A 23627-nucleotide genomic window follows, 5' to 3' on the forward strand; every position below is an offset into this window, starting at 1 on the left:
TTCAGCGACCGCGCGGCGCGAGCCCCTCGAGCGGCGTCGCGACTGCGTCGGTGATCAAGGATTGTTCGGGGCGGATCCGCAACGCAGCGACGATTCCGATCAGCAGCATCGCGACGGAGCCCGCGAACGGGAGCGTCCAGCTTCCGGTCCGGTCCACGAGGAAGCCGAACAGGATCGGTGAGAGGATGCCTGCGACGGCTGAGCCCGCGTTCATCATGCCGCTCGCGATGCCGGCATGCGTGCGCGTGATGTCGCTCGGTACGGCCCAGATCGGTCCGATCGTCAACTCCAGAAACAGGAACGACCCGGACAAGCACAGCGCCACGCCGAATGTGGAATGGACGAACGCGAGCGGCACGAGAAACAGCAGCGCGCCGATGAAGCTCAGCACGATGACGCCCTGCCGGGCCAGGGCGAGACGCCCCGTCCTGCGATAGATCTGATCGCTCAACCAGCCGCCCAGCGTGTCTCCGACGACGCCGGCGAAAAAGACGCCGGATGCGAACAGCGCCGACGACTTGAGGTCGAGGCCTTTGCCGTGCAGAAAGAAGGTCGGCAGCCAGGTGAAGAAGAGCCACGCCGTCCAGCCATAGCAGAAGTAGACGAAGATGGTCGGCGCCATGCGCTTGACGAGCGGACCCCAAGGCGTCGGGCCTGACGGCGAGGCATCGTCGACGAGGGTCGTCGTCGACGCGTCTTGCGGATGCTCGCGAAACGAGAGACACCACCAGACGAGCCACACGGTCGTCACGGCGCCGAGCACATAGAAGGCCGCGCGCCACGAGAACCATGCCATCAGCGCGGCGACGATCGGCGGCGTGATGGCGTTGCCGAGTCGGGAAAACGAATGCGTGAACCCCTGCACGATGCCGCGCTGTTCGCGCGAAAACCAGCGTGTCACCGCGCGGGCCTGGGCAGGCAGCGTCGCGCCCTCGCCGATGCCGAGCAGCAGGCGCACCGCGAAGAGCAGGCCCAGTGTGTGGACGAGGCCCGTAGCGAATGTCGAGATCACCCAGATCAGGCCGCAGCCGATCAACGTCTTGCGCGCACCGAACCGGTCGGCGATCCATCCGCCCGCGACTTGGCAGATGGCGTACGAGTAGGCGAATGCGGAGAACGCAACGCCGAGCCCGGTATTGCTCAAACCGAGCTCAGCCTTGATGGCCCCCGCGGCAGTCGCGAGATTGACGCGGTCGACGTAGAGGATGAACGAAAGCGTGCAGAGTAGCAGCAGTGTGTGGCGCCGTTGTCGGCGATCGGTAGGCATGTCTCGCTCCATTGTTTTGCGGCGTCCCGGTGACGTCGCTCTTTTTGTCCACATGAGTCTCCAGGGTCTCGGCTCCGCTCGATCGGCGAAAAGCCGGAAATCGAGGAGTCGCATCCCAGGCGCTAGCGTCGCGCGATGACGGAGCGAGTGTCTATTGAATCTTTTGGATAGGGCGATAACTTGTGCTTTTCACGTGACGCTTCAAGCCAGCCCCTCGGCCGCCGCCGCTCGCAACGTATCGAACAGTAACGACATCGATGCCGACAGCGCCCGCCCGCGTCGCGTGACGATGCCGTAGGGACCGAGCTCGCGCGGCAGCCGCACGGGCAGCACCTTGAGGACGTCGAGTTGCGCGTAATACCCGGCGACCGAAGAGGGCAGCACGGCGATGAGGTCGCTCCCGGGCAACAGCGACGTGGTCATGAGGACGGCCGCTGTCTCTATGGTGCTCGGCGGCGGCGCGAGGCCCGCGTCGGCGAACGACAGATCGACGAGCGTGCGCATCGGGCTCGGCCGCGGTTGCAAGATCCACGGAAACGCCACCAACTCCTCGAGCGACAGTTTGCGGCGCTTCAAAAGCGGATGATCGTGGCCCACCACGATGGCAAGCCCTTCGTCGCTGAGATGCTCGAACTCGAGCAGGCCGTTGTCCCACCCCTCCGGCACGCGGCCGAGAACGACGTCGACCTGATCGCGCTCGAGCATCGGCACGAGCACGTCGCTCGTGTCGACCTGAATGCTGACGTCGAGCAGCGGATGATCGCGCTTGAGGCGGCGGATCACTTCGGCGAGCAGGACCGGCGTCGGGGCCATCACCGCACCGACCCTGACCTTGCCGACCTTGCCCGACTCGAGCGCAGCCAACTCGTCACGAAGTCCCGCCATGTCCGAGAAGACCAGCTTGGCGTAGCGCGTGGCGGCGGCGCCGAAGCGCGTCGGACGCAAGCCGCGCACGTGGCGCTCGAACAAGGTCACGCCGAGCAGCGTTTCCATGTCGCGCAGCATCTTCGTGACGGCAGGCTGAGTCAGCGCCAACACGTCGGCAGCCTGGCGCAGCGAGCCGCGTTCTTCGACCGCGATCAGCAGCCGGAGATGCTGCATTCTGAGGCGCCCTTGCAAGGTGCTGAATGGAGGAATCATGACGGTTCGAGCGGGGGACGCGCCAAAATGTAGGTATGAGAAAGAGTTATCGATAGATAGAAAAACGTCAATAGATTTGATCGCCTAGCTCACCCTATATTTCAACCGGCAATCACGAATCCACTCTGACGATTCCGAGGAGACATCGATCATGAAGATCACCAAAGTGCGCGCACGCGTTTTCGAATGGAAGGGCAAGACGGTGCCGCCGCAGGCGCACTTTTGCTCCAATGCGATGGATCAGCTCTACGATCGCGGCGATTCGATGGGCACGTTCCGCTTTCACGGCTGGACCGTCGTGGAAGTCGAGACCGATACGGGGCTCGTCGGCCTCGGTAACGTCGCGCTCGCTCCGCGCATCGCGAAGGCGATCGTCGATCAATACCTCGCTCCGCTCGTCATCGGCCAAGACCCATTCGACTACGAATACCTGTGGCAGCGCATGTATCGGTCGACGTTGGCCTGGGGCCGCAAGGGCATTGGCATGGCGGCCATCTCGGGCGTCGACATCGCGCTATGGGACTTGATGGGCAAGGCGACGGGCAAGCCCGTGTTCAAGCTGCTCGGCGGGCGCACAAAGGAAAAGATTCCTTGCTATGCGTCGAAGCTCTACCGCACCGATCTCGGCGAAATGCAAAAGGAAGCCGCGAGCTATCTCGAGCAGGGCTTCAAGGCGTTCAAGATGCGCTTCGGCTACGGCCCGCGCGACGGCGTTGCCGGCGTGCGTGAGAACTTGAAGTCGGTGGAGGCCATTCGCGAGGTCGTAGGCTACGAGAATGACCTGATGCTCGAATGCTATATGGGCTGGAATCTGGAATACGCGAAGCGGATTCTGCCGAAGCTCGAAAAGTTCGAGCCACGTTGGCTCGAAGAGCCGGTGATCGCCGATGACATCGACGGCTACGCCGAACTCAACCAGCTCACGTCGATCCCGATTTCGGGCGGCGAGCACGAATTCACGCTGCACGGCTTCAAGCAGTTGCTCGACAAGAAAGCCGTCAGCGTCGTTCAATACGACACGAACCGTGTCGGCGGAATCACGGCGGCACACAAGATCAATGCGTTGTGCGAAGCGTACAGCGTGCCTGTCATTCCGCATGCGGGCCAGATGCACAACTATCACCTGACGATGTCGACGCTCGCATCCCCAATGTCGGAATACTTCCCGGTCCATGATGTGGAGGTCGGCAACGAGCTGTTCTACTATATCTTCAAGGGCGATCCGCAACCGCAAAACGGCTTCCTCGATCTCGACGACAACGTCCCGGGATTGGGGCTTTCCATCGACGAGCGCTACCTCGATCAGTTTCAGATCATCGAGTAGGGGGCATCGGACGTCGACTTGCGCCGGGTGGCGCGGAGCTCAAAGCGCACGGGAGTGAAGATGGCGTGACGGTGCCGCGTCACGCCTGATATCTGCCACGCTGCGGTGCTCATATCCCGTCATTGCGGGAATGCTCGTTGGCAGTTCTGCCTGCCACCTTGTCTCTTTCTGCATATATTCAGCGGCACAAATCTGATTACAAGTTACTAACATTTCGCCTAGTTGTATTGATTTAGGGGGCAGTAGGGACGCGAGCTTGGCAAGGGATGCACGGGACGATAGCTACTTGATTACATAATTGATGCTGAATGCCAACGTCTTGCGTTTTGGCCGGGGAAACCGTTGTCCATCCTGGAGATAGCCATGCCAACATTGCAGACGCAAGAATTGAAAAATGCCCCTTCAGCTCCACCCCCAAGTGAACTTGGAGTATCCCCCATAGGAGCATCGCAAACCCTTAAAAGCCCAGTAGCAACAGCTGCGACTATTGCGAATCTTGCTGGAAAGATCGCCCTATCTCCGGCGGTAATCGCCGAGATGGCGATAGAAGCAAAATATTCTCAATTGGGTGGTGCAAAGGGCCTACTTGGTTCGTCAATTGCCAGTATGCAGGCCTCTTCCGACGGACTAGGCTATTTCAATCAATACAGAAATGGAGCAATCTACTGGTCACCGCTGACGGATGCTCATGAAGTCCAGGGTTTGATTCGCGACAAATGGAATTCGCTTGGCGCCGAACGTAGCTTTCTTGGCTACCCACTTACTGATGAGACCAGTACTCCTGACGGTGTCGGACGATACAATCATTTCCAGGGCGGATCCATCTATTGGACCGCGGCCACCGGCGCATTCGAGGTACATGGGCTGATTCGAGATAAGTGGGCGTCCATGGGATGGGAGCGCAGTTTTCTCGGCTACCCGTTGACAGATGAAAGCGGAACGCCGGACGGGGTTGGCCGCTTTAACCACTTCCAAGGTGGGTCGATCTACTGGACACCTGCGACGGGTGCGTGGGAGGTGCACGGCGCGATTCGGGATAAATGGGCGTCGATGGGCTGGGAGCGCAGTTTCCTCGGGTACCCGGTAAGCGATGAAATGGCTACGCCCGACGGACGGGGGCGGGTAAGCAACTTCCAACGCGGCTCCATCACCTGGACGGCCGATTCGGGAGCGCTCCCCACGCCGCTAACTCTGCACTTTCACGACGTATTGACTAGCGGGCTGCCGCTGGGTGGTTGGGTCGATATTCTGCTCAATAGTCAGGGCAACATTACGTTCAGTGGTCATTTGCACGACAGCGGTTTCGATAACATCGATTACACGCTCTCGGCCGTTATTGTGTGCGCGTCGGGTTTGGCCATTGGGTTTCAACGGACTGGCCATACCGAGGGAACTGTCGCAGGACTGCCTTTCGGGACGCCTAATCGAGATGACGATTGGGTAAAACCAGACAGTAATCAGCAGCTTATCGCAAACTGGGATCAGTTCTCTGGGGCTAGCTTGACCTGGCGCCTTGATGCCACAGATACGCTCGCTCAAGGCGCATTGCAGATGCTTGGAGATCTGGCAAATCAAGGGCTGAAAGCGCTGGGGTCGGCAGCTACCGCGGCGTTGATCGCATTGATATTCGCTTAGTAAGTCACTGGAAAGGGGTGCCCCTGTCGGCGACATAACGCGCGCGAGGGGCTCGCCCTATCAATTCAACGAAAGCAGTTCGGCAAACTTTTGGATATCGACGTTGCCGCCGCTGACGAGTACGCCTACCCGCTTTCCTTCGAGTTGGGCTCTCATTCGGCGGGCCGCTGCAAGCCCCAGGCATCCGGTGGGCTCGACCACGATCTTCATGCGCGAGGCCAACAAACGCATGCATTCGACCAGTTCGCTGTCGTTTGCTGTAAGCACATCGTTGACACCGCGCTGAATGATCGGGAACGTGTGTTCGCCTAAATGCTGGGTCTGTGCTCCATCGGCGATGGTCTTCGGCGTATCGATGTGGACGATCTTTCCGGACCGAAAGGATTGTTGTCCGTCATTGCCTGCTTCCGGCTCGACGCCATAAAGCATGCAGTCGGGTGAAAGCGCGCGTGTCGAAAGCGCCGATCCCGACAGCAAGCCTCCACCGCCGAGCGGCACGAAGAATGCATCGAGCCGCCCCACTTCTTCGAACAGTTCCCTCGCAGCCGTGCCTTGCCCTGCGATGACGTCAGGATGGTCATAAGGCGGAATCAGCGTTAGACCGTACTTGCCGGCCAGATCCCGGCCAATCTGCTCTCTGTCGTCCGTGTAGCGATCGTAGATGACGACATTGCCGCCATAGCCCTTTGTCGCCGCCACTTTGACGGCTGGCGCATCATGCGGCATGACAATGGTCGCGGGCATATCGAGCAGCCGCGCGGAGAGGGCGACGGCCTGCGCGTGATTGCCCGAAGAAAACGCGACAACGCCGCGGCGACGCTGATCTTCATTGAATTTCGACAGCGCATTGAATGCGCCGCGGAATTTGAAGGCTCCCATGCGCTGGAAGTTTTCGCACTTGAAGAACACTTGCGCACCGAGCTCCTCGTTGACTGTTCGGGAAGTAAGGACTGGAGTGCGGTGAGCAAAACCGTCGATTCGCTTGGCGGCAGCGACGACGTCCTCGAAGGTTGGCAGGGAAAGCAGGGTCATGGCAAGTATGTCGTTTCTGGACGAGATGCGGGTCTGCGCGCGGAGTAGTCGCGCATCATTCTAGACCTTCGTCACACTCCTTACGCTTTGTCACCAGTTCGAGGTCAACACGTGTCTTCGGACACGCGTTAAACCGGCAGCGCTGAACTTTTTCAGCCGCCCAAAGAAAAGGAGTCACTCATGAAGACGATTTTCGCTGCTCTCGCTTCCGCATTGCTCGTGTCGACCGCTTTCGCGCAGACCGCCGCACCGACACCGTCGAGCGCGGCACCCGCCGCTACGCAAGCCGGTCAGACAGACACGAAGGCCAGCACCGAAGCGCAAGCGGGTACCACGAAGACCGATGCGTCGACCAATGAAGGCGGCACCGTGCCGAAGAAGGCGATTCACGGCGTGCACAGCAAGAAGAAATCGGCCGAGCATGGCGCGAAGACTCAAGGGCACAAGCTGCAAAAGAAAAAGGAGCAAAGCGCTGAGAACGGCGCCGACAAGGCAACGAAGTCCGACGCCGGCAAGGAAACCGGCACGGCGCCCGTGAAGGCCGACGTCAAGACGGATGCTGCTGTAAAAGCGCAATAACATCGTTGGCCTTCGGCACGAACCAGCCCTTTGGCCACAAGAGCTGGGCGTGCCTCGTTCGGGGCGAGTCCGGGACTCGCCCTTTTTTGCCATTGACCGTCGACGGGAGTGAGCAACAACGTAGGAGAAACGGTGTTTGAGCTACTTTACGGCTCGGGCTGGCCGCCTCGGTCCCTTCATTGATATGCGAGGGCGGCGACTCACGCCAGCGAGCTACCGCCGCACACCATGATCTGTTGCCCCGTGATGGCGCCGGCATCGTCCGCAACTAGAAACGCCACGAGCGCAGCGACTTCTTCCGGTCGAACATAGCGGCCGATAGGCGGCATCTTCGGAGCGCTCGACGCCCGTTGCGGGTCGTTGAGCATCGGCGTTTCCGTTGCGGCGGGCGATACCACGTTGACGGTGATTCCGCGCGGCGCAAGTTCGATGGCCCACGAGCGCGCCATTCCCACCAGCCCCGCTTTGGCCGCGGCGTATTCGCTGCGGCCCGCCGCTCCGCCCGAGACACGGCTGCCGATCAACACGATACGTCCGCCATCGCGCATCGAGGGCACGAGAACGTTCGCAAGCGCGGACGCCGCGCCGACGTGGAGACGCCACATCGCTTCGCCGCTATCGAGATCCAGTTCACCGAGCTTTGCCGTTTTCATGAAGCCGGCCGCGTGAACGAGACCGTAGACGTCCCGTAGTCGTCGCAGTTCGGTCGCAATCGCTTCGACATCGTTCAAGTCCGCGCAAATGTGGCTAAACCGGTCGTCCGCGATATCGGGCTTGGTTCGGCTAAGCCCGATGACCTCGTGACCGCCCTTCAAGAGCCGCAGTGCAATTGCGAGCCCGATACCGGAACTCGCGCCGGTTACGACAGTTCGCTTGATCATGGTTATTCCGATAGTCTCGGCTCAGTGCGCATCGGATGCTGTCACTCTATTTCGTCCGCTTCGCCACCGCGCAGCGATACGCTCTCGATCGTCACGCCGGCGATGCCATCGAAGGCCTGCAATCCCGCGTCGGGCGACGAAGCGTCGGTAATGAGCGTCCATGGCTTTTCGATGGGTGCCCAATGCTGCTGGCTGTCGCGATTCAGCTTGTCGGAGGTGGCCAGCACGTAGACAACCGCTGCCTGCCGCATGACGCATTCCTTCAGATAGGCCTGATCCGCCGTCGCTTCACAAAGGCCTCGGCCCGGCACGACACCGTCCGCGCCGAGAAACGCCTTGTCGACGGTGATGCGCGTGAGCGCGAGCTGCGCGATCGCGCCAAACGTGCTCATGCTCGACGCTCGCACGTCGCCACCGAGCAACGTGAGTTGCACCTTGCTTCCCGCGAGTATCTGAACGACGAGCAGGTTGTTCGTCACCACGTGAACGTCTTGCCTGCTCGCCAGCGCGCGCGCCAGCGCCGCAGTCGTCGTACCGCTATCGAGAAAGATCGTATCGCCCTCGGCAACATGCGTCGCGGCCGCTCGGCCTATTGCATCCTTCTCGGCCTGAAAGCTCTGCGTGCGCTGCTCGAGCGGCTCTTCCGGCGCGTGCATGCTGACCGATGCCGCGCCTCCGTAGGTGCGCAGAATCAAGCCCTCGTCCGCCAGTGCGCGCAGATCGCGGCGGACAGTGGCTTCGGACATGCCGAAGTGTTCGCACAACTCGGCGACTTCCGTCATACCGGACAGGACTGCCTTCAGCATGGCCTCGCGGCGGCGGGCTACTTTCATGGAGTAATCGGTAACGGGTTCCGGGCGCGGCCGCGCTACGGCGGGCTGCGGCGCCGAGCGGGCGGCGCGGGCGTAGTTTATCGATTTCCCGCGCGCGATGTCTCAGAGCCCGGGTCGGACGCTCTCCTTCCGGGGCCCATTCACGCTGCCGCTTGCTGCTTTGCCGATGCCCAGTCTTCGGTGACGCTGACGTATTTGATGCGCTGCCGGAAGTACGTGTACGCGATATGCAGCCTGCCGTCCGGCGATTGCGCGATCGACGGATAGGAAAACTCGCGGTTCAGCTTCTCGGCGGAATTGTTCGTCATGCAATAGCCGTCACCCGTTTCGAGGTTGCGCGCGATCGGCCAGGTGCGCCCGCCATCGGTCGAAATGGCCAGCGTCATCGGCGCGCGTGGCGCTCCCCAGAATGCCGTACCGCGCGACGACGCTGCTTGAGCGACGAGCGTGCCGCTATCTTCCGCGTCCTCGATGTCGTCATAGAGCGACGCGCGACGTTCCACGCTTTCTTTCGCGCTGCTGTTGTTGAAAACAAGCCCCAGATGCCCGTTCGCCAGCGCGACGAACTGGATCGACGAATTGTTGTTCGGCAGCTCCAGCGGCTCGGGCGCGCTCCAGCCACGGCCATCGTTCGAGCGGCTGACGTAGATGTGATCAGCCCAGCGGCTGCGGAAAAGCGCGATCAACGATCCGTCGGCGAGCGGCTGAATGTTCATGTGCACACAGCCGACGCTGCCCGGCACTCCGTGCGCCGTCCAACTCGCGCCGTCGTCGGTCGAGCGCATCACGACGCTGATGTCGTCGTTGCCCGACCAACGCTCGCCGGGCGCGACGCGACACATGAAGACAGGACACAACCAGGCTCCATCGGCCGCGATCACGATCGGTTGACGGACGAAGGTGCCCGGCTCGTCGAAGAGCGTGTCGATCGGCCCCCACGTCCGGCCGCGGTCGCTGGAGATCCGGCGACGCACGATCGATGTGTTCTGGTGGCCGGACAATTGCGCCGTGTAGAGCAACCAGAGCTTGCCGTTGGGCGCTTGAAAGAGCACGGGATTCTGTTCGGAGCGGCTAGGATCGTCTGAGAGGCGGACCGGCTCGCTCCAGACCGAACTGCCCTTGGCGAGTCTCGACGTGTAGACCGAAATGTCGGGGACACCCTCCTGGGTGCCGCCGAACCACGCGCAGAGCAGATCGCCGTTGTCGAGCACGGCGAGATTCGCGGCGTGGTTTTGCACGGTTGCCGTTGGCAGATATGCGTCGATGCGAGCCGCATCATCGCTGGCCGCATGCAATCGGCCCGGCATCGTCGTGGCTGGAGAAGGCAAGGTGGACTGACTGGTCATGGTGAAATCGTGAGGCGTCGATGCTCGAGGGCGGGTTTATACGGTTTTCTATACCGTCAGGCTGCAGGCTGCCTAGGAATCACGAATCGGTGTTGTGCGCGATGCCTCGCCGCTCGGCTTGGCGGCCATTGCTGCCGGCCGGACGGAACAGCAGTCTTTCGACCAACATGACGATCGCCGGCGTGATGAGCGCGACGTACATGTTGTCGATGCCGAGCGGATTGCCGAACAGATACCAGACAGTGGTCGCGATGGTCGCAACCACGAGTGCTGAAATCACACCGCGATTGCTGTTGAAGAAAGGCAGGTAGATGCCGATCAACGCGACGACGGTCACCGTGAGCCGCAACGCGCGAGTAAAGAACGACAGCGCGAGGATCTGCGGCACGAACAGGACAAAGATGAGCGGCACGAAGCCGACGACGAACGAGATCGTGCGCGTCGCGCGCAGTTCTTGTTCCGGGGACGGCCGATATCGCGGAACGTAGAAATCCTTGACGATCAGCGACGCGATCGCGAGGGCCACCGTACTGACGCTGACGAAGATCGAAGCGACGAGCGATACGGTCACCACCCCTGACAGCAGGGGATTCATGTGCTGCAGGAAGATCGGCAGCGCGTAGAGACTTTTGATTCCGGGAAACAGGTACTTCGCGGCGACACCGAGAAACCCGAGCGCGAGCGCGATCGGCACACAGAGCACCCCGGCGATCAGCGTCGCGTTGCGTGCCTCGTTCGCGGACTTCGCGCCCGAGATTGCCTGGATGATGAACTGCGTCGAGAAAATCGCGCCCGCCGTCCCGATGATCCATGCACCGATGGTGCTGCCGCTCAAAGCGCCATTCCAGGTGAAGTATTTCGCCGGCATGCTGTGCATCATCGGCGCGATGCCGCCCGTCATCGAAAATGCGATCCAAACCAGGATGCCGATGCCGAGCAGTTTCACGGCGCTATGCAGAATCGTGACATACGCGACGCTCTTCAGGCCACCCCACGCGAAGTAAACCGTACTGACGATGGCGGTGATGAACGCGGCCGTCGGCAGGTTGACACGCAAAACGGTTGAGATCGCCGCCGCGCCGCTGACGTAGTTGCCGACGTTCACGATGAAAAGCGCGTAAATCATGATGGCCGACACGACGAGCTTCGCGGTCTTGCCATACTTCTGCGCAATGAAGCCGGAGATCGTGAACTCGCCGGACTTGTAGAGGCGCTTCGCCATGAAGAGGCCGAACAAGACGAAGCCGATCGACGCCGAGATCACGGACCACGACGCGGCGATACCGGCGTTGAAGGCCTCTTGCGAGGTGCCGATCGTCGACTTCGCGCCGATGTATTCCGACATCAGCAAAATGGCGATCACGACCGCCGGCGCAGAGCGGCCCGCCACCATGAATTGTTCGGTCGTCTTGCTTCGCAGGCGAATGCTGATCCAGGCCGTGACGACGATATAGACGACGACCATCGCGACGATGATGGCGCTGTCCCATACGCTGAAGTGATTCATAGCTGTCTCCGATGTTGTTCGCTGCGGGCGGGCTTTTTGTCTGCCGCCTCGTCATGCAAGCCGGGCGCGAACCCGGGCACGCGAAAAGTGAAACGGCTCAGGCGGCCTCGACGGCGCGCCGCGTCGCCAGGTCCTGTGCCTGCTTGAGCGCTTCGAGCAAGCTGCGCTCATCGGCGATTCCCTTGCCGGCGATGTCGAACGCCGTGCCGTGATCGACCGATGTGCGGATCACCGGCAAGCCGACCGTGACGTTGACGCCTGCTTCGAGGCCCATCACCTTCACGGGGCCGTGGCCCTGGTCGTGATACATCGCCACGACGACATCGAAGTCGCCCCGGCCCGCGCGGAAGAACAGCGTGTCGGCGGGCAGCGGTCCTTCCACGTCCCAACCGCGTTCGCGCAGCACTTCGACGGCCGGCACGATCTTTTCCTCTTCCTCGCCATAGCCGAACAGGCCGTTTTCGCCCGCGTGCGGGTTGATCCCGCACACGCCGATGCGCGGTTGCTCGATGCCGGCGCGAATCAGCGTTTCGTGCGCGCGCTCGATCGTGCGCTGTACGAGGCCCGGTTCGATTCGGCGAATCGCATCGATGAGGCCGATATGCGTGGTGACGTGAATGACGCGCAGCCTCGGCGCGACCAGCATCATCGAGACTTCGGGAATCCCAGTGAGGTGGGCAAGCAATTCCGTATGACCCGGAAAGATATGCCCGCCCGCATGCAACGCTTCTTTGTTGAGCGGTGCGGTGCATATCGCGTCGAGCTCGCCCGCCGACGTCAGCTCCACCGTGCGCGCGATGTACTGATAGGCGGCGTCGCCGGCGATAGCGGACAGCTTGCCGTACGGCAGGTCGGTGGGAATCAGGCCGAGGTCGATGCAATCGACCTCGCCGTAGCGAAAGCGTGCATCGGCGGGCGCGGCAATGGGACGGACCGTCAGCGTGACGCCGGTGCGTCGGCCTGCGTCGGCGAGCCGCTTCGCGTCGCCGATGACGAGCGGACGGCAGCCGTCGTACACCGATTCGTGCGCGAGGCTTTTCATGATGATTTCCGGCCCCACGCCGGCGGCATCGCCCATTGTGATTCCGATTACGGGTCGATATGTCATTGCTTCCCCTTCCGAAGGCTGGCGCGGTGTTGGCGCATCCGCTGGTTGAGCGGCGGCGAGCCGCCGCCACGCGCGATACAGTGTTTCCGATTGCCCGAAGCCACCCGCTTTAGTGACGACGGGCAAGATCCGTCCGTCGAACGGGGCGGTGAGCAACGGAACACCGCGTTCGATTTCCTCGACGACCGTGAGCGCCGTGACGCCCATCGAGGACAACAGCGCGCGCGCCGTTTCTCCCCCCGTCGCGATCAGCGCCGCGGCGTGCCGAGCGGCAGGGGCGAGCTTGTCAGCGAGCAGTCGCGCAAGCAGCGGGCCATCGGCGACTTTCATCCGTTCGGCCTGGCTCAGTGCGACGACTACGTGGCGGCCGCGCATCAGCGCATTCGTCACGCGAGTGGACAACGTGAGCGTGGCCTGGCCAACCGGGTCGAGCAGCGCTCGCGTGTCCAGCTCGAATACGTCGAGCGAGTCCCCCGCCTTGGCCCGCAGCGCGGCGACTTGATTGTGCGAGACGCTCGACATGCTGCCGACCACTACCAGGATCCCGCGCGGATGCGGTGCGCCTGCCGTCGATGGCAGTGGTGCGTGCGAGCGGGCGGGCGTCGATTTCGGGCGAGCGTTCGCGACGAACGCTGCGATCTGCGGCGCGGCCAGTCCCGCGGAGCCGACCCAGAACACGCGCTCCATCGTTGCCGATGCCTGGGCGATGATCGCGAGGTCGTCATCGGTTTCGCTATCGCAGACGACCGCTTCCCATTGCTCGCGCTCGCAGGCGACGAGCCGTGCATGCAGCGCGGCCGCGCCTTCACGAATCTCGTCCAGCTCGATGTGCGCCACGCGCAGCCCTTCGCCGGCAAGCATCGAACGAATATCGGCTCGACCGGAAATGCGTTCGTTACGCCAGAGCTCGGATTGTTCGACCGGTACGCCGAACACGAACTGATGAGCGTCTCGCGTCGTTCTGCCGGCTTGCGGAAATGCCGGTGCGACGACGGCCATGCCCGCGAAGCGCGCGAGCGCCGCGACTTCCGCCGCGAAGTTTCCGCGCAGCGTCGAGTCGATTTTCTTGTAGATGAGACGGCCGGCGGCATGAGCGCGCCATACCTGCTCGTTGATTCGCGCCGCATCGGCGGCGGCGAGTCGACGCGTGTCGGCATCGATGGCGAGCACGTCGACATCGCGCTCCAAGGCTTGCCCTACGTCGAGACTGACGATGCTCGCGAGCCCGTGGTGCGTGCAAGTCACGGCGCAATCAGCAGCGCCCGACAGGTCGTCGCCGATGATCAACACGCGAATGCTGTTTGCCGATGAGGAGTTCATGGGAGGAGCCGTTGGTAGATCGCCTTGATGTCGTCAAGACTCAGCGGCTTCGGATTGTTGCCGAGCAGGCGCTTCACTTTTGATGCCGCGATGGCGAGCGCGTCCAGATGTGCTTCGGAGACACCGAACGCACGGAGGTCCTGCGGGATCGCGAGTGCCCGCGTCCATTCACGAAGACGACCCAGCAGCTTATTCGCTGCCGCGGCGTCGCTATCGTCGTGCCGTGCGATACCGAGCGCGTATGCGACGTTCGCGAGACGGCCGATCGTCGCATCGAGGTTGAACGCCATCACGTGCGGCAGCAGCATCGAATTCGCGACGCCATGGGTGATATTGAACATTCCGCCGAGCGGATAGGCGAGCGCATGAACGGCCGCGGTCCCGGCGGCCGTCAACGCGAGCCCCCCATACATCGAGCCGAGCAGCATCGCCTCGCGTGCTTTCAGCGAGTGGCCGTTTTCGTATGCCTCGAGCAGGTTCGCACCGATGAGCCGCATCGATTCCATCGCGAACATGTCGCTGATCGGATTCGCTTTCGTCGAAATGTACGACTCGAGCGCGTGAATGAACGCATCCATGCCCGTCGCGGCCGTGATCGGCTTGGGCAGATCGAGCGTCAGCGTGGCATCGAGAATCACGAGCTGCGGCAGCAGATGGCGGCTCACGATGCCGACTTTCAGCTGTTCGTCGGGCAGCGTCACGATCGCATTCGGGGTCACTTCAGAACCCGTGCCCGAGGTCGTCGGGACGAGTATCAGCGGTACGCCGGGCGATGCGATCAGATCGATGCCGAGCCATTCGCGCAGCGGCTGTCGATTGGTGAGGCGCGCCGCGAAAAGCTTCGCCGCATCGAGCACGCTGCCGCCACCGATCGAAAGAACGGCGTCGGGCGCAAACGGCTCGATCTGCTCGCGATAGACGGTTTCGACGTTTTCGATGGTCGGCTCCGGCTGTACGTCGCGGACGATCAGCGCCTGAATGTCCCGCTGTTCGAGCGCGGCGACGACACGGCCCGCCACGCCATTGCGTTCCATCACTTCCTGCGTGATGAAGGCGATGCGACGGATCGGGCGATCGAGCAGTGCGAGTTTTTCCGGCAACTGATCGAGGCTGTTCGCGCCATGCACGATGTGCTTGACGGTCTGGAAGTGGTAAACGGAGGTCATATCGGGAGTCGGAATCTGTCGGCCGAAGCGTTGCACCGGTGTCGTGTTGCGATCAGCTCACGCGCGGATAGATGGCGAGCGCTTTCGCGAGTCGTTCGCGCGCGGCGTCATCGAGCGGTTGCGCCGGCGCGCGCGCGGGGCCCGCAGGCATGCCGAGCATCGCGGCCGCGGTCTTCAGGACGACAGGCATCGTGCCGAGGGCGAATGCGTCGCGCAGTGCACGCAGCGATTCTTGCGCGCGCCGGGCCGCATCGATTTCACCGGCTTGGAAGTGATTCCAGATCGACATGACGACACTGGGTACCGCATTGGTCGTTGCCGCGACGGCGCCGTCGCCGCCCGCGATCAACGTCCAGAGGATCATCGAATCGGTGCCCGTAAAGACGGCAAAATCGCCGCGGCGCAAGTTGATCAGTTGCAGCAGTCGATCGAAATCGCCGCCGCTATCCTTGATGCCGCGAATGTTCGGTATCTCCGCGAGCCGGCGCACGGTGTCGATGTTCAGCGTAACCCCCGCTTTGGCGGGGATCGTATAGAGCATGACGGGCAGCGACGTGCCGCGTGCGATGCGTTCATAGTGGACGAACAATTCCTGTTGCGTCGCTCCGTTGAAGTACGGCGTGATCACCGAAACAGCGTCGACGCCGACACCTTTCATCTTTTGATTCAACTCAATGACGTCGCGCGTGGCGTAGGCGCCCGTTCCCGCGATGACGGGGACACGCGAGCGGGCCTGATCGACGGCGATGCGCGCGATGCGCAGCTTTTCGGCCTCCGACAACGCGATGAATTCACCATTCGTGCCAAGCACGAAGAGACCGTGGACGCCCGCATCGATGAGACGGTCGACGAGCAAGCGCAAAGCGCCTTCGTCGACCTCTTCGTCTGCGGTCATCGGGGTGATGAGGGCAGGGATGATTCCCTTGAACGTGATTGACACTCGCAAGTCTCCACAATGCCTGTCGGACGGCTAGGAGCCGGTCGGTTACTTCACAGTTTGATTGAATCGATCATTTCCGGCGGAGGTTTCGCCTGACAGCTTAGTCAGCGCCTCGCGAAATGACCGTTTCAGGCATTGTATGTGATCGATTTGATCGAATCAACCGCGTGTAAACCCGCCGTTTGATCGGAACGAGCATTTTGTGGCGTCCCCTTCCCCACGCGTCCGCGTTATGGCGAAGTCGTAGCTTCCATCGCCTCAAGTTTCGCGGCCGAGTCGCTCAGTCCTTTGAAGATGCGAGCCGCCACGCGCTCCGGGAAGCCGCGCGGCAGCGAGGAAGATACGGAGTGGATGACCCCAGGAGTCTGGTCAAGAATGCTCGTAATGAGCGGTTCAGCGTCCCGTCCGTAATGACATAGCTCCGCAGTAACGTTGAAATGGCTTCGCTTGATGTCTCGCATCCGGTAGTGCCGGCTGCGCCCCCACAAGGCCATGGCCAGTGACGCCTTGTGCCACGACCACTGGTTCCCTCCGTCGCCTTCCACGGGCCAGATCGACATGACATCGTAGAGGGGCGTCATCTGAAACTGACCGCCTGCGAGCAGCCTGATGCTGAAGTTCTTGGCATGACCGTCCGGTGCTGCAAGCAGCCAGAAGATAATTTGAGCGCGCATGAAGTTCGCGATGTCCTCGTTCGCACGCTGCGACTGTCGCAAGATACCGGCGATTTCTTTCACGCCCGGCCCGCCATGCGCCTCATACTTGAGATGCGGGGAGACGCCGAGCGCCTGGCAAAAGTCTTCCTGCGGGAGGCGCAGCAGTGACCCGCTGCGCGAGTAGGCGCGATCGAACCGCTCGACGCAAAGCACTTTCTGGCCGCCGAAGGTGATGATTTCGGCCTTCGGTACAGGCAAGCCATACGCGCGGAGGATGGCCAGGCATAGCCATTCGTTTTCGACGGATGTGTGGAAGTCGACCTTCTTCTGCCCGATTAGTCCAAGCGGCAATTTCAGAATGTGCGAAGTAGGCGTGGCGCCGTGCGGAAGCAGCCACTGATCGCCGACGCGCAACAACGCGGTTTTCTCCTGGGCACCGGCAAGCGAAATGCGGAACGTGTCTCCGTCGTCGTCTGGCCAGACAGGCTCGGCGCCCAGCATCCGTTGCAGCATGAGCTCGATGTCTCCGTCCGAGAGCGCCGTGCCTTCGATCCTGTCGGCGCTTGCGGGCGTCTCATCTTCACCGAGCAACTGGACGGCGCCGATACAATCGCGTCCGATGGCTTGCAGCAGGTCGAAGGCGTCGGTGGTCCTGGTCTTGAAGCGTGTTGCGAGCCGCTTGCGAATCTGGGCGCTGTCCGGAAGCAAATTGTCGAAGAAGTTTTCGACACGTTCGCCCCTCAGAGGCAGATTGCCTATGCCAAATGGCAACGACAATGAGAGCGGACGGCCCGCGGGCGATTGTTTCCAGCTCTCGGCGTAGCGCAACTCTGCCTCACCGGTCGACGGGATGATCCAGGTGCCGATGCGTTCGCCATTGCCCCAGATAGATAACGCGCGCGAGTGCGATCTGCGGCCCATGCTGACTACCACTCCGGCTCTTCGGACGAGGCACCCGACGGCTTGCCATCCCGCGATTGCACACATAGATCGAGGTCGTACAGCGCGAGGAGCGCTAGGATCTGATCGAGGGAGATGCTCCCTGTGGCCACCGTTTCGAGTGCAGACAGCCGGGGCTGCCCGGTGCCGAGCCGCGCCGCCGCTTCGGCCTGTGTCAGGCCTTTTATCTTCCTGGCCGACAGCAGGATCTCGGCCATCTGCGCCGGGGTCTTCACGATGATCTTCATCAATATTCCTTACGCGAATAAACGCAGTTTATGCCTATGAGGCATAAACTGCAAATATCGCTGTTAGGAATAAACGTCAGATATTCGTATGGGAGATAACGCAGCGGCGGCGCCTAAACCGCCTCGCCGCTGGGGCCCATGACGCGTTCACGTTCCAGTTGTGCCAGATGCCGCAGCAGCTTCGTCACCATCGCGACGACGGTGAGGGCGAGAATCACGAAGAACACCGCGAGCGGAGTGAGGATATGCACGGACACGAATCCCGCGAGCCCCATCATGGCCGACGACACCAGGAGCAGCGCGCACCCGAGGATCGCGCTCGTCAGGCCGGCGATGTGCGGAAACAGTGAATTGCCCTTGGCCATCAGCGTCGGATACATCGCGCCGGCACAGAAGCCCATGACGAGAACCGGCGCCGAGAGCGTCCAGACGCGCAGGCCGACGGTCAGCGCAAGCACCAGCATCGCAATCGCCGCGGCCGTCATCACGCGAACACCGATATGCAGCCGCTGCTCCGCGCTCGGCAGGCGTGGCCCGTGCACGCGGTTCGACAGCCCGCCCAGGAAGTACATCATCCCGATGCCGAGCGCGAGGTAGCCGAAAAAGGTCGGCGGCTTTCTCAGCGTGTTCTGCACCATGAACGGTCCGACGATGTTGAACACGAGCAGAATGCTGTAGCAAAGCCCCTGCGCGAGGAAGCAGCTTTGGAACACGGGGCTCGAGAGCACTTTGCGCGTATTCCTCGCCAGCGTGCGTAGCTCCAGGTGCACCGGTCGAGGCAGCGTCTCGCGATAGCGCCACACGATTGCCCACATGACGAGCGAATAGACGAGCAGAAACACGAGGCAGGCCTTCCAGCCAAACCACGTTTGCAGGTGCGCGCCGATCACGGGCGCGATGATCGGTGCGAGCCCCCATGCGATCCCCATGTAGGTGAACGCATGCATCAGTGCCTGTCCGGAAAACGAATCGGTGATGATCGCCTTCGCGAGCAGATTCGTCGCGGCGATGCCGAACCCTTGCAGGCAGCGCGCAAGGACGAAGGTTTCCAGATTGGGGGCGGCCAGCGACAACAGGCAGCCCATCGTGAAGACGACGAGCCCGAATGCGAGCACGCGCTTGCGTCCGTAGGCATCGGCGACTGGCCCGAAGACCAGCTGGCCGAACGCGTAAGCCGCCATGTAGCCCGAAACGCTCGACTGGATCGCCTGGGGCGAGGTCGCGAAAAAACGCGCCATTGCGGGTAGCGCCGGCACATAGATGTCGATTGCGAGCTGCCCGGCGGAGGCGAACAGGCAGATCATGAAGAGAAGAAAGCCCGGCGAGTTCGGCGTGCGCAAGGCAGTGACGGAGCAATCGGCGTTGTTTTGGCTCATGACGGCGTCTAAGGCTGCGATCCCGACCGGTCAGATTCCGCCGAGAAAGTCGAGCTTGCCGAGCTCGACGCCGTTATGCCGGAGGATGGCGTACGCGGTCGTCACATGGAAAAAGAAATTCGGCAGCGCGAAGTGGAGCAGGTAGGACTGCCCGTCGAACTCGATCGAGCGGCTTGGCGTTTTGAGCGTAACGGTGCGTGCTTCGCTGCCGTCGATTTTCGTCGCGTCGGCTTCTTTCAGGTAAGCGATCGTTTTATCGATGCGCGCCACCAGCTCTTCGAACGTCGTTTCGGTGTCCTCGAACTTCGGCGGCTCTACGCCGGCAAGGCGCGCCGTGCAGAACTTGGCGGCGTCCGACGCAGATTGCACCTGGCGCGTCAAAGGAAACATGTCCGGGTAAAGCCTGCTCGACAGCAGGACGGCCAGATCGATTTTGCGGGCTTCGGCGTGATCGCGGCTCTTGTGCAGAATCGCTCGAAGGTTCGTCAACCCGCGCACGAACACGGGTACTGATGCCTGATACATGGAGAGAGACATGTTCGGTTCCTTTGTCGTCCCGAAGGGCAGTTCCGCCCGGGGAGGGTTATTTTCTCGGTAGCGGCAACGGCGTCGCACCGGAGCGCGCGCCGAGACGTGAATGATATGCCGCTTGCTTGCCGCTTGCCGGCGGGTGCTCCTGGCGCGGGATTGCCACCCATGTCGGGTCGGCGGGGCATGGACTACACTTTGTCAGTCATCCGACGATTGCCTCGTCCGCCAACGGTCCTATGCGCCATGCAGATCGGCCAAAAGGCCGGGAGCCAAGGAACTGCGCGAAGGCGGTTGTGTCGGAGCTTCGACGTAATCCTCATACGGGAGCGTCAAATGACCAAAGCAAGAGAGCGGCTGGCAGGCAGCGATCGCGAGCCGGTAAAGGATGCCAGGCGCGTCGGGCCGACCGACCCGGGCGAGACGCTGCGCGTCGTCGTGACGCTGCGCCGGCCTTCCCAACAAGCAATCGACGAAGCCGCGCAAAAGATCGCTCGCGGCGAGCCGGCCGAGCCCCTCACGCGCGAGGCTTTCGCCGCCCGTTTTTCGGCCGCCCCCGAGGACCTCGCCAAGGTCGAGGCGTTCGCGAAGGAATACGACCTCAGCGTGCAGCGTACCGACGCGGCGGCGTGCACGGTGATGCTCGAGGGCACGGTCGAGCGTTTTCAGCGGGCGTTCGGCGTCGAGCTTTCGCATTACGAGCATCCGAAGCTCGGCCGATTCAGAGGCCGCACCGGTTGCATTCTGATTCCTCAGGAACTCGTCGGCATCGTGACATCCGTGCTCGGGCTCGACGATCGCCCGCAGGCTCGGCCACATTTCCGCATTCGCTCCGGCTATGAGCCGCGCCGCGCGGCGGCTCGGACGGAAACGTTTACGCCGCTGCAGATGGCGTCTCTTTACGATTTCCCCCCTGGCGACGGTAGCGGTCAATGCATCGGCATCGTCGAGCTCGGCGGTGGGTACACGGAATCGGATCTTCGCCAATATTTCAGCGAACTCGGCATGGCCGAGCCGCGGGTCGTCGCCGTCGGCGTCGACGGCGGCTCGAACGCCCCGAGCGGCAACCCGAGCGGGGCGGACGGGGAAGTCACGCTCGATATCGAGATCGCCGGCGCCGTCGCTCCCGGCGCGACGATCGCGGTCTACTTCGCGCCCAACAGCGACGCGGGCTTCGTCGACGCGGTCAAGCAAGCCGTGCACGACAGCACGAACAAGCCATCCGTCATTTCGATCAGTTGGGGGGCGCCCGAATCGTCATGGACGGCTCAGGCACTGACGGCATTCAATCAAGCGCTGCAGGAGGCCGCGACGCTCGGCGTCACCGTATGTGCGGCGGCCGGGGACAGCGGCTCGAACGACAGCTCGGCCGGTGGGGACTCGGTCGACTTCCCGGCGTCGAGCCCGTATGTGCTCGCATGCGGCGGCACGCGCGTCACGGCATCGGGGTCGGCGTCTTCGCTCTCGATCCAAAGCGAAGTGGTCTGGAACGACGGCGCTTCCGGCGGCGCGACGGGCGGCGGCATCAGCGCCGAGTTCGGCTTGCCTCCGTGGCAGGAGGGGCTGAAGGCGACTTACGCCGACGGTACGACCGCCGCGTTGACGAAGCGCGGCGTGCCCGACGTGGCCGCCGACGCGTCGCCCGCCTCGGGCTATGAAGTGCTCGTCGGCGGCCAACTGACGGCGGTCGGCGGCACGAGCGCGGTCGCGCCGTTGTTCGCGGGGCTGATCGCGCGCATCAATGCCACGCAGGGTAAGCCGGTGGGCTTCGTCAACGCGAAACTCTATGCGGCGGCGGGGGCGTTTCACGATATCACGCAGGGCAACAATGGCAGCTTCGCCGCGGCGCCCGGCTGGGACGCCTGTACCGGGCTCGGGAGTCCCGACGGGCGCAAGATCGCCGCGGCCCTCGGCGGATCGGCTACGCAGGGTCCGTCCGCTTCGCACGGTGTCGCGGGCGGCACGTAGTGGCGGCAATGTGTTTCTCGCTTCGGTCGACGCGAAACGCGCGGCGAAGACCGAGCAGGTGCTTGTCAGCAGCAGTTCGTCAAAGTTCGTCAACATAGTCGGCGCATGGCGCGGGTGCGCCGCGCCGACCCAACGACATGGAGCGATCACGATGAGCCACGATATCGGTTCCGGCAATCCGCAACCGGCGCACCACAATTCGCAGGCCCATACGCCGGGGAGGGCGTCGATGCCGCGATCTGTCGCCGCGGCAGGCGAGAACGGCGACGAGTCGTACTTCGATCCCGTCGCCTACGGCAACGGCCCGGGCGATTCCGTCACGGACGCGACCGAGGCAGCCGCCGTCACCCACCATTCGATCACGATCGGCGGGCGCGAGATCGCCTACACGGCGACGGCCGGGCATCTCGTCACGGTCGACGAGAGCACATCGCAGCCGAACGCGAAGATGTTCTACGTCGCTTTCACCGAGGACGGACAATCGGAAGAGTCGCGACCCGTGACGTTCTTTTATAACGGCGGTCCCGGATCGTCGTCGGTCTTCGTGCTGCTCGGCTCGTTCGCGCCGAAGCGAATCAAGACATCGATGCCGAACTTCACGCCGCCGGCTCCCTATCAGATCGAGGACAACCCGGACAGCCTGCTCGACAAGAGCGACCTCGTCTTCATCAATCCGGTCGGCACCGGCTACTCGGCCGCCGTGGCACCGCATACGAACAAGGAGTTCTGGGGCGTCGACCAGGATGCGCGCTCGATCAAGCAGTTCATCAAGCGCTTTCTGACCAAGAATCAGCGCTGGAACTCGCCGAAGTATCTGTTCGGCGAATCGTATGGAACGGCGCGCAGCTGCGTGCTGGCTTATCTGCTCCATGAGGACGGCATCGATCTGAACGGGATCACGCTCCAATCGTCGATTCTCGACTACGGCCAGGCCGGCAATCCGGTCGGCGCGTTGCCGACGGCGGCGGCCGATGCCTGGTACCACAAGCGCCTCGGCGTGACGCCGACGCCGACGAACCTCATCGATTTCCTCGACGAAGTCGCAAGCTTCGCCCGTACCGACTATCTCGCCTCCTTGCGCAAGTTTCCCCAGACCGACGACGCGACCGTCGAAAAGCTCTCGCAGTACACCGGCATCGACAAGACGACGCTGCTTGCCTGGGGGCTCGATGTGGCCGGCTACGACAGCCGCGGCAATTCGCTGTTCCTGACGACGCTGCTCAAGTCGAAAGGCTTGGCGCTCGGCGCCTATGACGGACGCGTGACGGCGATCGACACGGGCATTGCCGGGCAGATCGACCCGAACTCGGGAGGCAACGATCCGACGATGACGGCGGTCTCCGGCGTCTATACGACGATGTGGAACACCTATCTCAACGAGCAGTTGAAGTACACGTCGAACTCGTCGTTCACCGATCTCAACGATCAGACGTTCAAGAACTGGGATTTCCATCACACCGATCCGACGGGGGCGCAAAAGGGCATCGACGACAAAGGCAACGTCATCCTCTATACGGCCGGCGACCTCGCGGCGGTGATGGCGCTCAATATCGACCTGAAGGTGCTGTCGGCGAACGGCCTTTACGATTTCGTGACGCCGTTCTATCAGACCGTCATCGACTTGCAGAGGATGCCGCTCGTCGAGCACAAGGTGCGCGAGAATCTGTCGGCGAAGTTTTATCCGTCCGGGCACATGGTTTATCTCGACGGGGGATCGCGTACCGCGCTGAAGGCCGACCTTGCAACGATGTATGACGCGACGACCGCTGACAAGCCGGCTCTCGCGCGCATCCGCAGCTTGCAGGAGCTGCATCGGGTCTGATTGCGTCGGCGG

Annotated in this window: 19 protein-coding genes; 5 read left to right on the forward strand and 14 right to left on the reverse strand. The window is 62.4% G+C overall.

Annotated elements, in window-relative coordinates; all coding sequences use genetic code 11:
- Position 1 precedes the first annotated feature (1 nt).
- Positions 2-1267: an MFS transporter gene (locus tag AB4Y31_RS28690; protein ID WP_368676954.1), complete on the reverse strand. Its 1266-nt coding sequence runs from the start codon at positions 1265-1267 to the stop codon at positions 2-4.
- A gap of 201 nt (positions 1268-1468) precedes the next feature.
- Positions 1469-2407: a LysR family transcriptional regulator gene (locus AB4Y31_RS28695; RefSeq protein WP_368676955.1), complete on the reverse strand. Its 939-nt coding sequence runs from the start codon at positions 2405-2407 to the stop codon at positions 1469-1471.
- A 151-nt stretch (positions 2408-2558) separates the two neighbouring features.
- On the opposite strand from AB4Y31_RS28695, the gene AB4Y31_RS28700 reads away from it, so the two are divergent.
- Both AB4Y31_RS28700 and AB4Y31_RS28705 read left to right on the forward strand, forming a co-directional pair.
- The gene (locus AB4Y31_RS28700; RefSeq protein WP_018442885.1) at positions 2559-3731 is read left to right on the forward strand and encodes an L-rhamnonate dehydratase; all 1173 of its coding nucleotides are present in this window, start codon (positions 2559-2561) and stop codon (positions 3729-3731) included.
- 363 nt (positions 3732-4094) lie between these two features.
- Positions 4095-5366: an LGFP repeat-containing protein gene (locus AB4Y31_RS28705; protein WP_368676956.1), complete on the forward strand. Its 1272-nt coding sequence runs from the start codon at positions 4095-4097 to the stop codon at positions 5364-5366.
- 60 nt (positions 5367-5426) lie between these two features.
- Here AB4Y31_RS28705 and AB4Y31_RS28710 read toward each other — a convergent pair whose 3' ends face one another.
- Complete coding sequence (locus AB4Y31_RS28710; protein ID WP_368676957.1) at positions 5427-6398, reverse strand: threo-3-hydroxy-L-aspartate ammonia-lyase; 972 nt, start codon at positions 6396-6398, stop codon at positions 5427-5429.
- Positions 6399-6578: 180 nt separating this feature from the next.
- Between AB4Y31_RS28710 and AB4Y31_RS28715 the strand changes: the two genes are divergently transcribed.
- The gene (locus tag AB4Y31_RS28715; RefSeq protein WP_368676958.1) at positions 6579-6977 is read left to right on the forward strand and encodes a hypothetical protein; all 399 of its coding nucleotides are present in this window, start codon (positions 6579-6581) and stop codon (positions 6975-6977) included.
- 200 nt (positions 6978-7177) lie between these two features.
- Here AB4Y31_RS28715 and AB4Y31_RS28720 read toward each other — a convergent pair whose 3' ends face one another.
- From AB4Y31_RS28720 to AB4Y31_RS28770, 11 genes are all read right to left on the reverse strand, one after another.
- Positions 7178-7858, reverse strand: a complete 681-nt coding sequence (locus AB4Y31_RS28720) for an SDR family NAD(P)-dependent oxidoreductase (protein ID WP_368676959.1) — start codon at positions 7856-7858, stop codon at positions 7178-7180.
- A 41-nt stretch (positions 7859-7899) separates the two neighbouring features.
- Positions 7900-8691, reverse strand: a complete 792-nt coding sequence (locus AB4Y31_RS28725) for a DeoR/GlpR family DNA-binding transcription regulator (RefSeq protein ID WP_368676960.1) — start codon at positions 8689-8691, stop codon at positions 7900-7902.
- A gap of 140 nt (positions 8692-8831) precedes the next feature.
- The gene (locus AB4Y31_RS28730; RefSeq protein ID WP_368677054.1) at positions 8832-9998 is read right to left on the reverse strand and encodes an exo-alpha-sialidase; all 1167 of its coding nucleotides are present in this window, start codon (positions 9996-9998) and stop codon (positions 8832-8834) included.
- Between the two features lie 118 nt (positions 9999-10116).
- Positions 10117-11544, reverse strand: a complete 1428-nt coding sequence (locus AB4Y31_RS28735) for a sodium:solute symporter family protein (protein WP_368676961.1) — start codon at positions 11542-11544, stop codon at positions 10117-10119.
- Between the two features lie 97 nt (positions 11545-11641).
- Complete coding sequence (gene pdxA, locus AB4Y31_RS28740) at positions 11642-13972, reverse strand: 4-hydroxythreonine-4-phosphate dehydrogenase PdxA (protein ID WP_368676962.1); 2331 nt, start codon at positions 13970-13972, stop codon at positions 11642-11644.
- Entirely contained in the window at positions 13969-15138 is a 1170-nt protein-coding gene (locus AB4Y31_RS28745) for an iron-containing alcohol dehydrogenase (RefSeq protein WP_368676963.1), read from the reverse strand. The genes pdxA and AB4Y31_RS28745 overlap by 4 nt, the downstream gene beginning before the upstream one ends.
- 52 nt (positions 15139-15190) lie before the next feature.
- On the reverse strand, positions 15191-16078 hold the full coding sequence (gene dapA / locus AB4Y31_RS28750) for a 4-hydroxy-tetrahydrodipicolinate synthase (RefSeq protein ID WP_368676964.1): 888 nt from the start codon (positions 16076-16078) through the stop codon (positions 15191-15193).
- A 230-nt stretch (positions 16079-16308) separates the two neighbouring features.
- Positions 16309-17655: a type II toxin-antitoxin system HipA family toxin gene (locus AB4Y31_RS28755; RefSeq protein ID WP_368676965.1), complete on the reverse strand. Its 1347-nt coding sequence runs from the start codon at positions 17653-17655 to the stop codon at positions 16309-16311.
- Between the two features lie 5 nt (positions 17656-17660).
- Positions 17661-17921: a helix-turn-helix domain-containing protein gene (locus tag AB4Y31_RS28760; RefSeq protein WP_368676966.1), complete on the reverse strand. Its 261-nt coding sequence runs from the start codon at positions 17919-17921 to the stop codon at positions 17661-17663.
- A 113-nt stretch (positions 17922-18034) separates the two neighbouring features.
- Positions 18035-19297 carry a multidrug effflux MFS transporter gene (locus tag AB4Y31_RS28765; RefSeq protein ID WP_368676967.1) on the reverse strand — a complete coding sequence of 421 codons (1263 nt, stop codon included), beginning with the start codon at positions 19295-19297 and terminating at the stop codon, positions 18035-18037.
- A 30-nt stretch (positions 19298-19327) separates the two neighbouring features.
- Complete coding sequence (locus AB4Y31_RS28770) at positions 19328-19834, reverse strand: DUF1993 family protein (RefSeq protein ID WP_368676968.1); 507 nt, start codon at positions 19832-19834, stop codon at positions 19328-19330.
- A gap of 327 nt (positions 19835-20161) precedes the next feature.
- On the opposite strand from AB4Y31_RS28770, the gene AB4Y31_RS28775 reads away from it, so the two are divergent.
- Entirely contained in the window at positions 20162-21793 is a 1632-nt protein-coding gene (locus AB4Y31_RS28775; RefSeq protein ID WP_368676969.1) for a protease pro-enzyme activation domain-containing protein, read from the forward strand.
- A 151-nt stretch (positions 21794-21944) separates the two neighbouring features.
- Entirely contained in the window at positions 21945-23615 is a 1671-nt protein-coding gene (locus tag AB4Y31_RS28780) for a S10 family peptidase (RefSeq protein WP_368676970.1), read from the forward strand.
- Positions 23616-23627 lie beyond the last annotated feature (12 nt).

Origin of the sequence: Trinickia sp. EG282A, assembly GCF_040965455.1 — a bacterium.
Classification (GTDB): Bacteria; Pseudomonadota; Gammaproteobacteria; order Burkholderiales; family Burkholderiaceae; genus Trinickia; species Trinickia symbiotica.

Bases quoted from the DNA above. Each gene is read 5' to 3' on its own strand.
- AB4Y31_RS28690 (WP_368676954.1), bottom strand. From the start codon at position 1,267: ATGCCTACCGATCGCCGACAACGGCGCCACACACTGCTGCTACTCTGC.
- AB4Y31_RS28695 (WP_368676955.1), bottom strand. From the start codon at position 2,407: ATGATTCCTCCATTCAGCACCTTGCAAGGGCGCCTCAGAATGCAGCAT.
- AB4Y31_RS28700 (WP_018442885.1), top strand. From the start codon at position 2,559: ATGAAGATCACCAAAGTGCGCGCACGCGTTTTCGAATGGAAGGGCAAG.
- AB4Y31_RS28705 (WP_368676956.1), top strand. From the start codon at position 4,095: ATGCCAACATTGCAGACGCAAGAATTGAAAAATGCCCCTTCAGCTCCA.
- AB4Y31_RS28710 (WP_368676957.1), bottom strand. From the start codon at position 6,398: ATGACCCTGCTTTCCCTGCCAACCTTCGAGGACGTCGTCGCTGCCGCC.
- AB4Y31_RS28715 (WP_368676958.1), top strand. From the start codon at position 6,579: ATGAAGACGATTTTCGCTGCTCTCGCTTCCGCATTGCTCGTGTCGACC.
- AB4Y31_RS28720 (WP_368676959.1), bottom strand. From the start codon at position 7,858: ATGATCAAGCGAACTGTCGTAACCGGCGCGAGTTCCGGTATCGGGCTC.
- AB4Y31_RS28725 (WP_368676960.1), bottom strand. From the start codon at position 8,691: ATGAAAGTAGCCCGCCGCCGCGAGGCCATGCTGAAGGCAGTCCTGTCC.
- AB4Y31_RS28730 (WP_368677054.1), bottom strand. From the start codon at position 9,998: ATGCCGGGCCGATTGCATGCGGCCAGCGATGATGCGGCTCGCATCGAC.
- AB4Y31_RS28735 (WP_368676961.1), bottom strand. From the start codon at position 11,544: ATGAATCACTTCAGCGTATGGGACAGCGCCATCATCGTCGCGATGGTC.
- pdxA (WP_368676962.1), bottom strand. From the start codon at position 13,972: ATGAACTCCTCATCGGCAAACAGCATTCGCGTGTTGATCATCGGCGAC.
- AB4Y31_RS28745 (WP_368676963.1), bottom strand. From the start codon at position 15,138: ATGACCTCCGTTTACCACTTCCAGACCGTCAAGCACATCGTGCATGGC.
- AB4Y31_RS28755 (WP_368676965.1), bottom strand. From the start codon at position 17,655: ATGGGCCGCAGATCGCACTCGCGCGCGTTATCTATCTGGGGCAATGGC.
- AB4Y31_RS28760 (WP_368676966.1), bottom strand. From the start codon at position 17,921: ATGAAGATCATCGTGAAGACCCCGGCGCAGATGGCCGAGATCCTGCTG.
- AB4Y31_RS28765 (WP_368676967.1), bottom strand. From the start codon at position 19,297: ATGAGCCAAAACAACGCCGATTGCTCCGTCACTGCCTTGCGCACGCCG.
- AB4Y31_RS28770 (WP_368676968.1), bottom strand. From the start codon at position 19,834: ATGTCTCTCTCCATGTATCAGGCATCAGTACCCGTGTTCGTGCGCGGG.
- AB4Y31_RS28775 (WP_368676969.1), top strand. From the start codon at position 20,162: ATGACCAAAGCAAGAGAGCGGCTGGCAGGCAGCGATCGCGAGCCGGTA.
- AB4Y31_RS28780 (WP_368676970.1), top strand. From the start codon at position 21,945: ATGAGCCACGATATCGGTTCCGGCAATCCGCAACCGGCGCACCACAAT.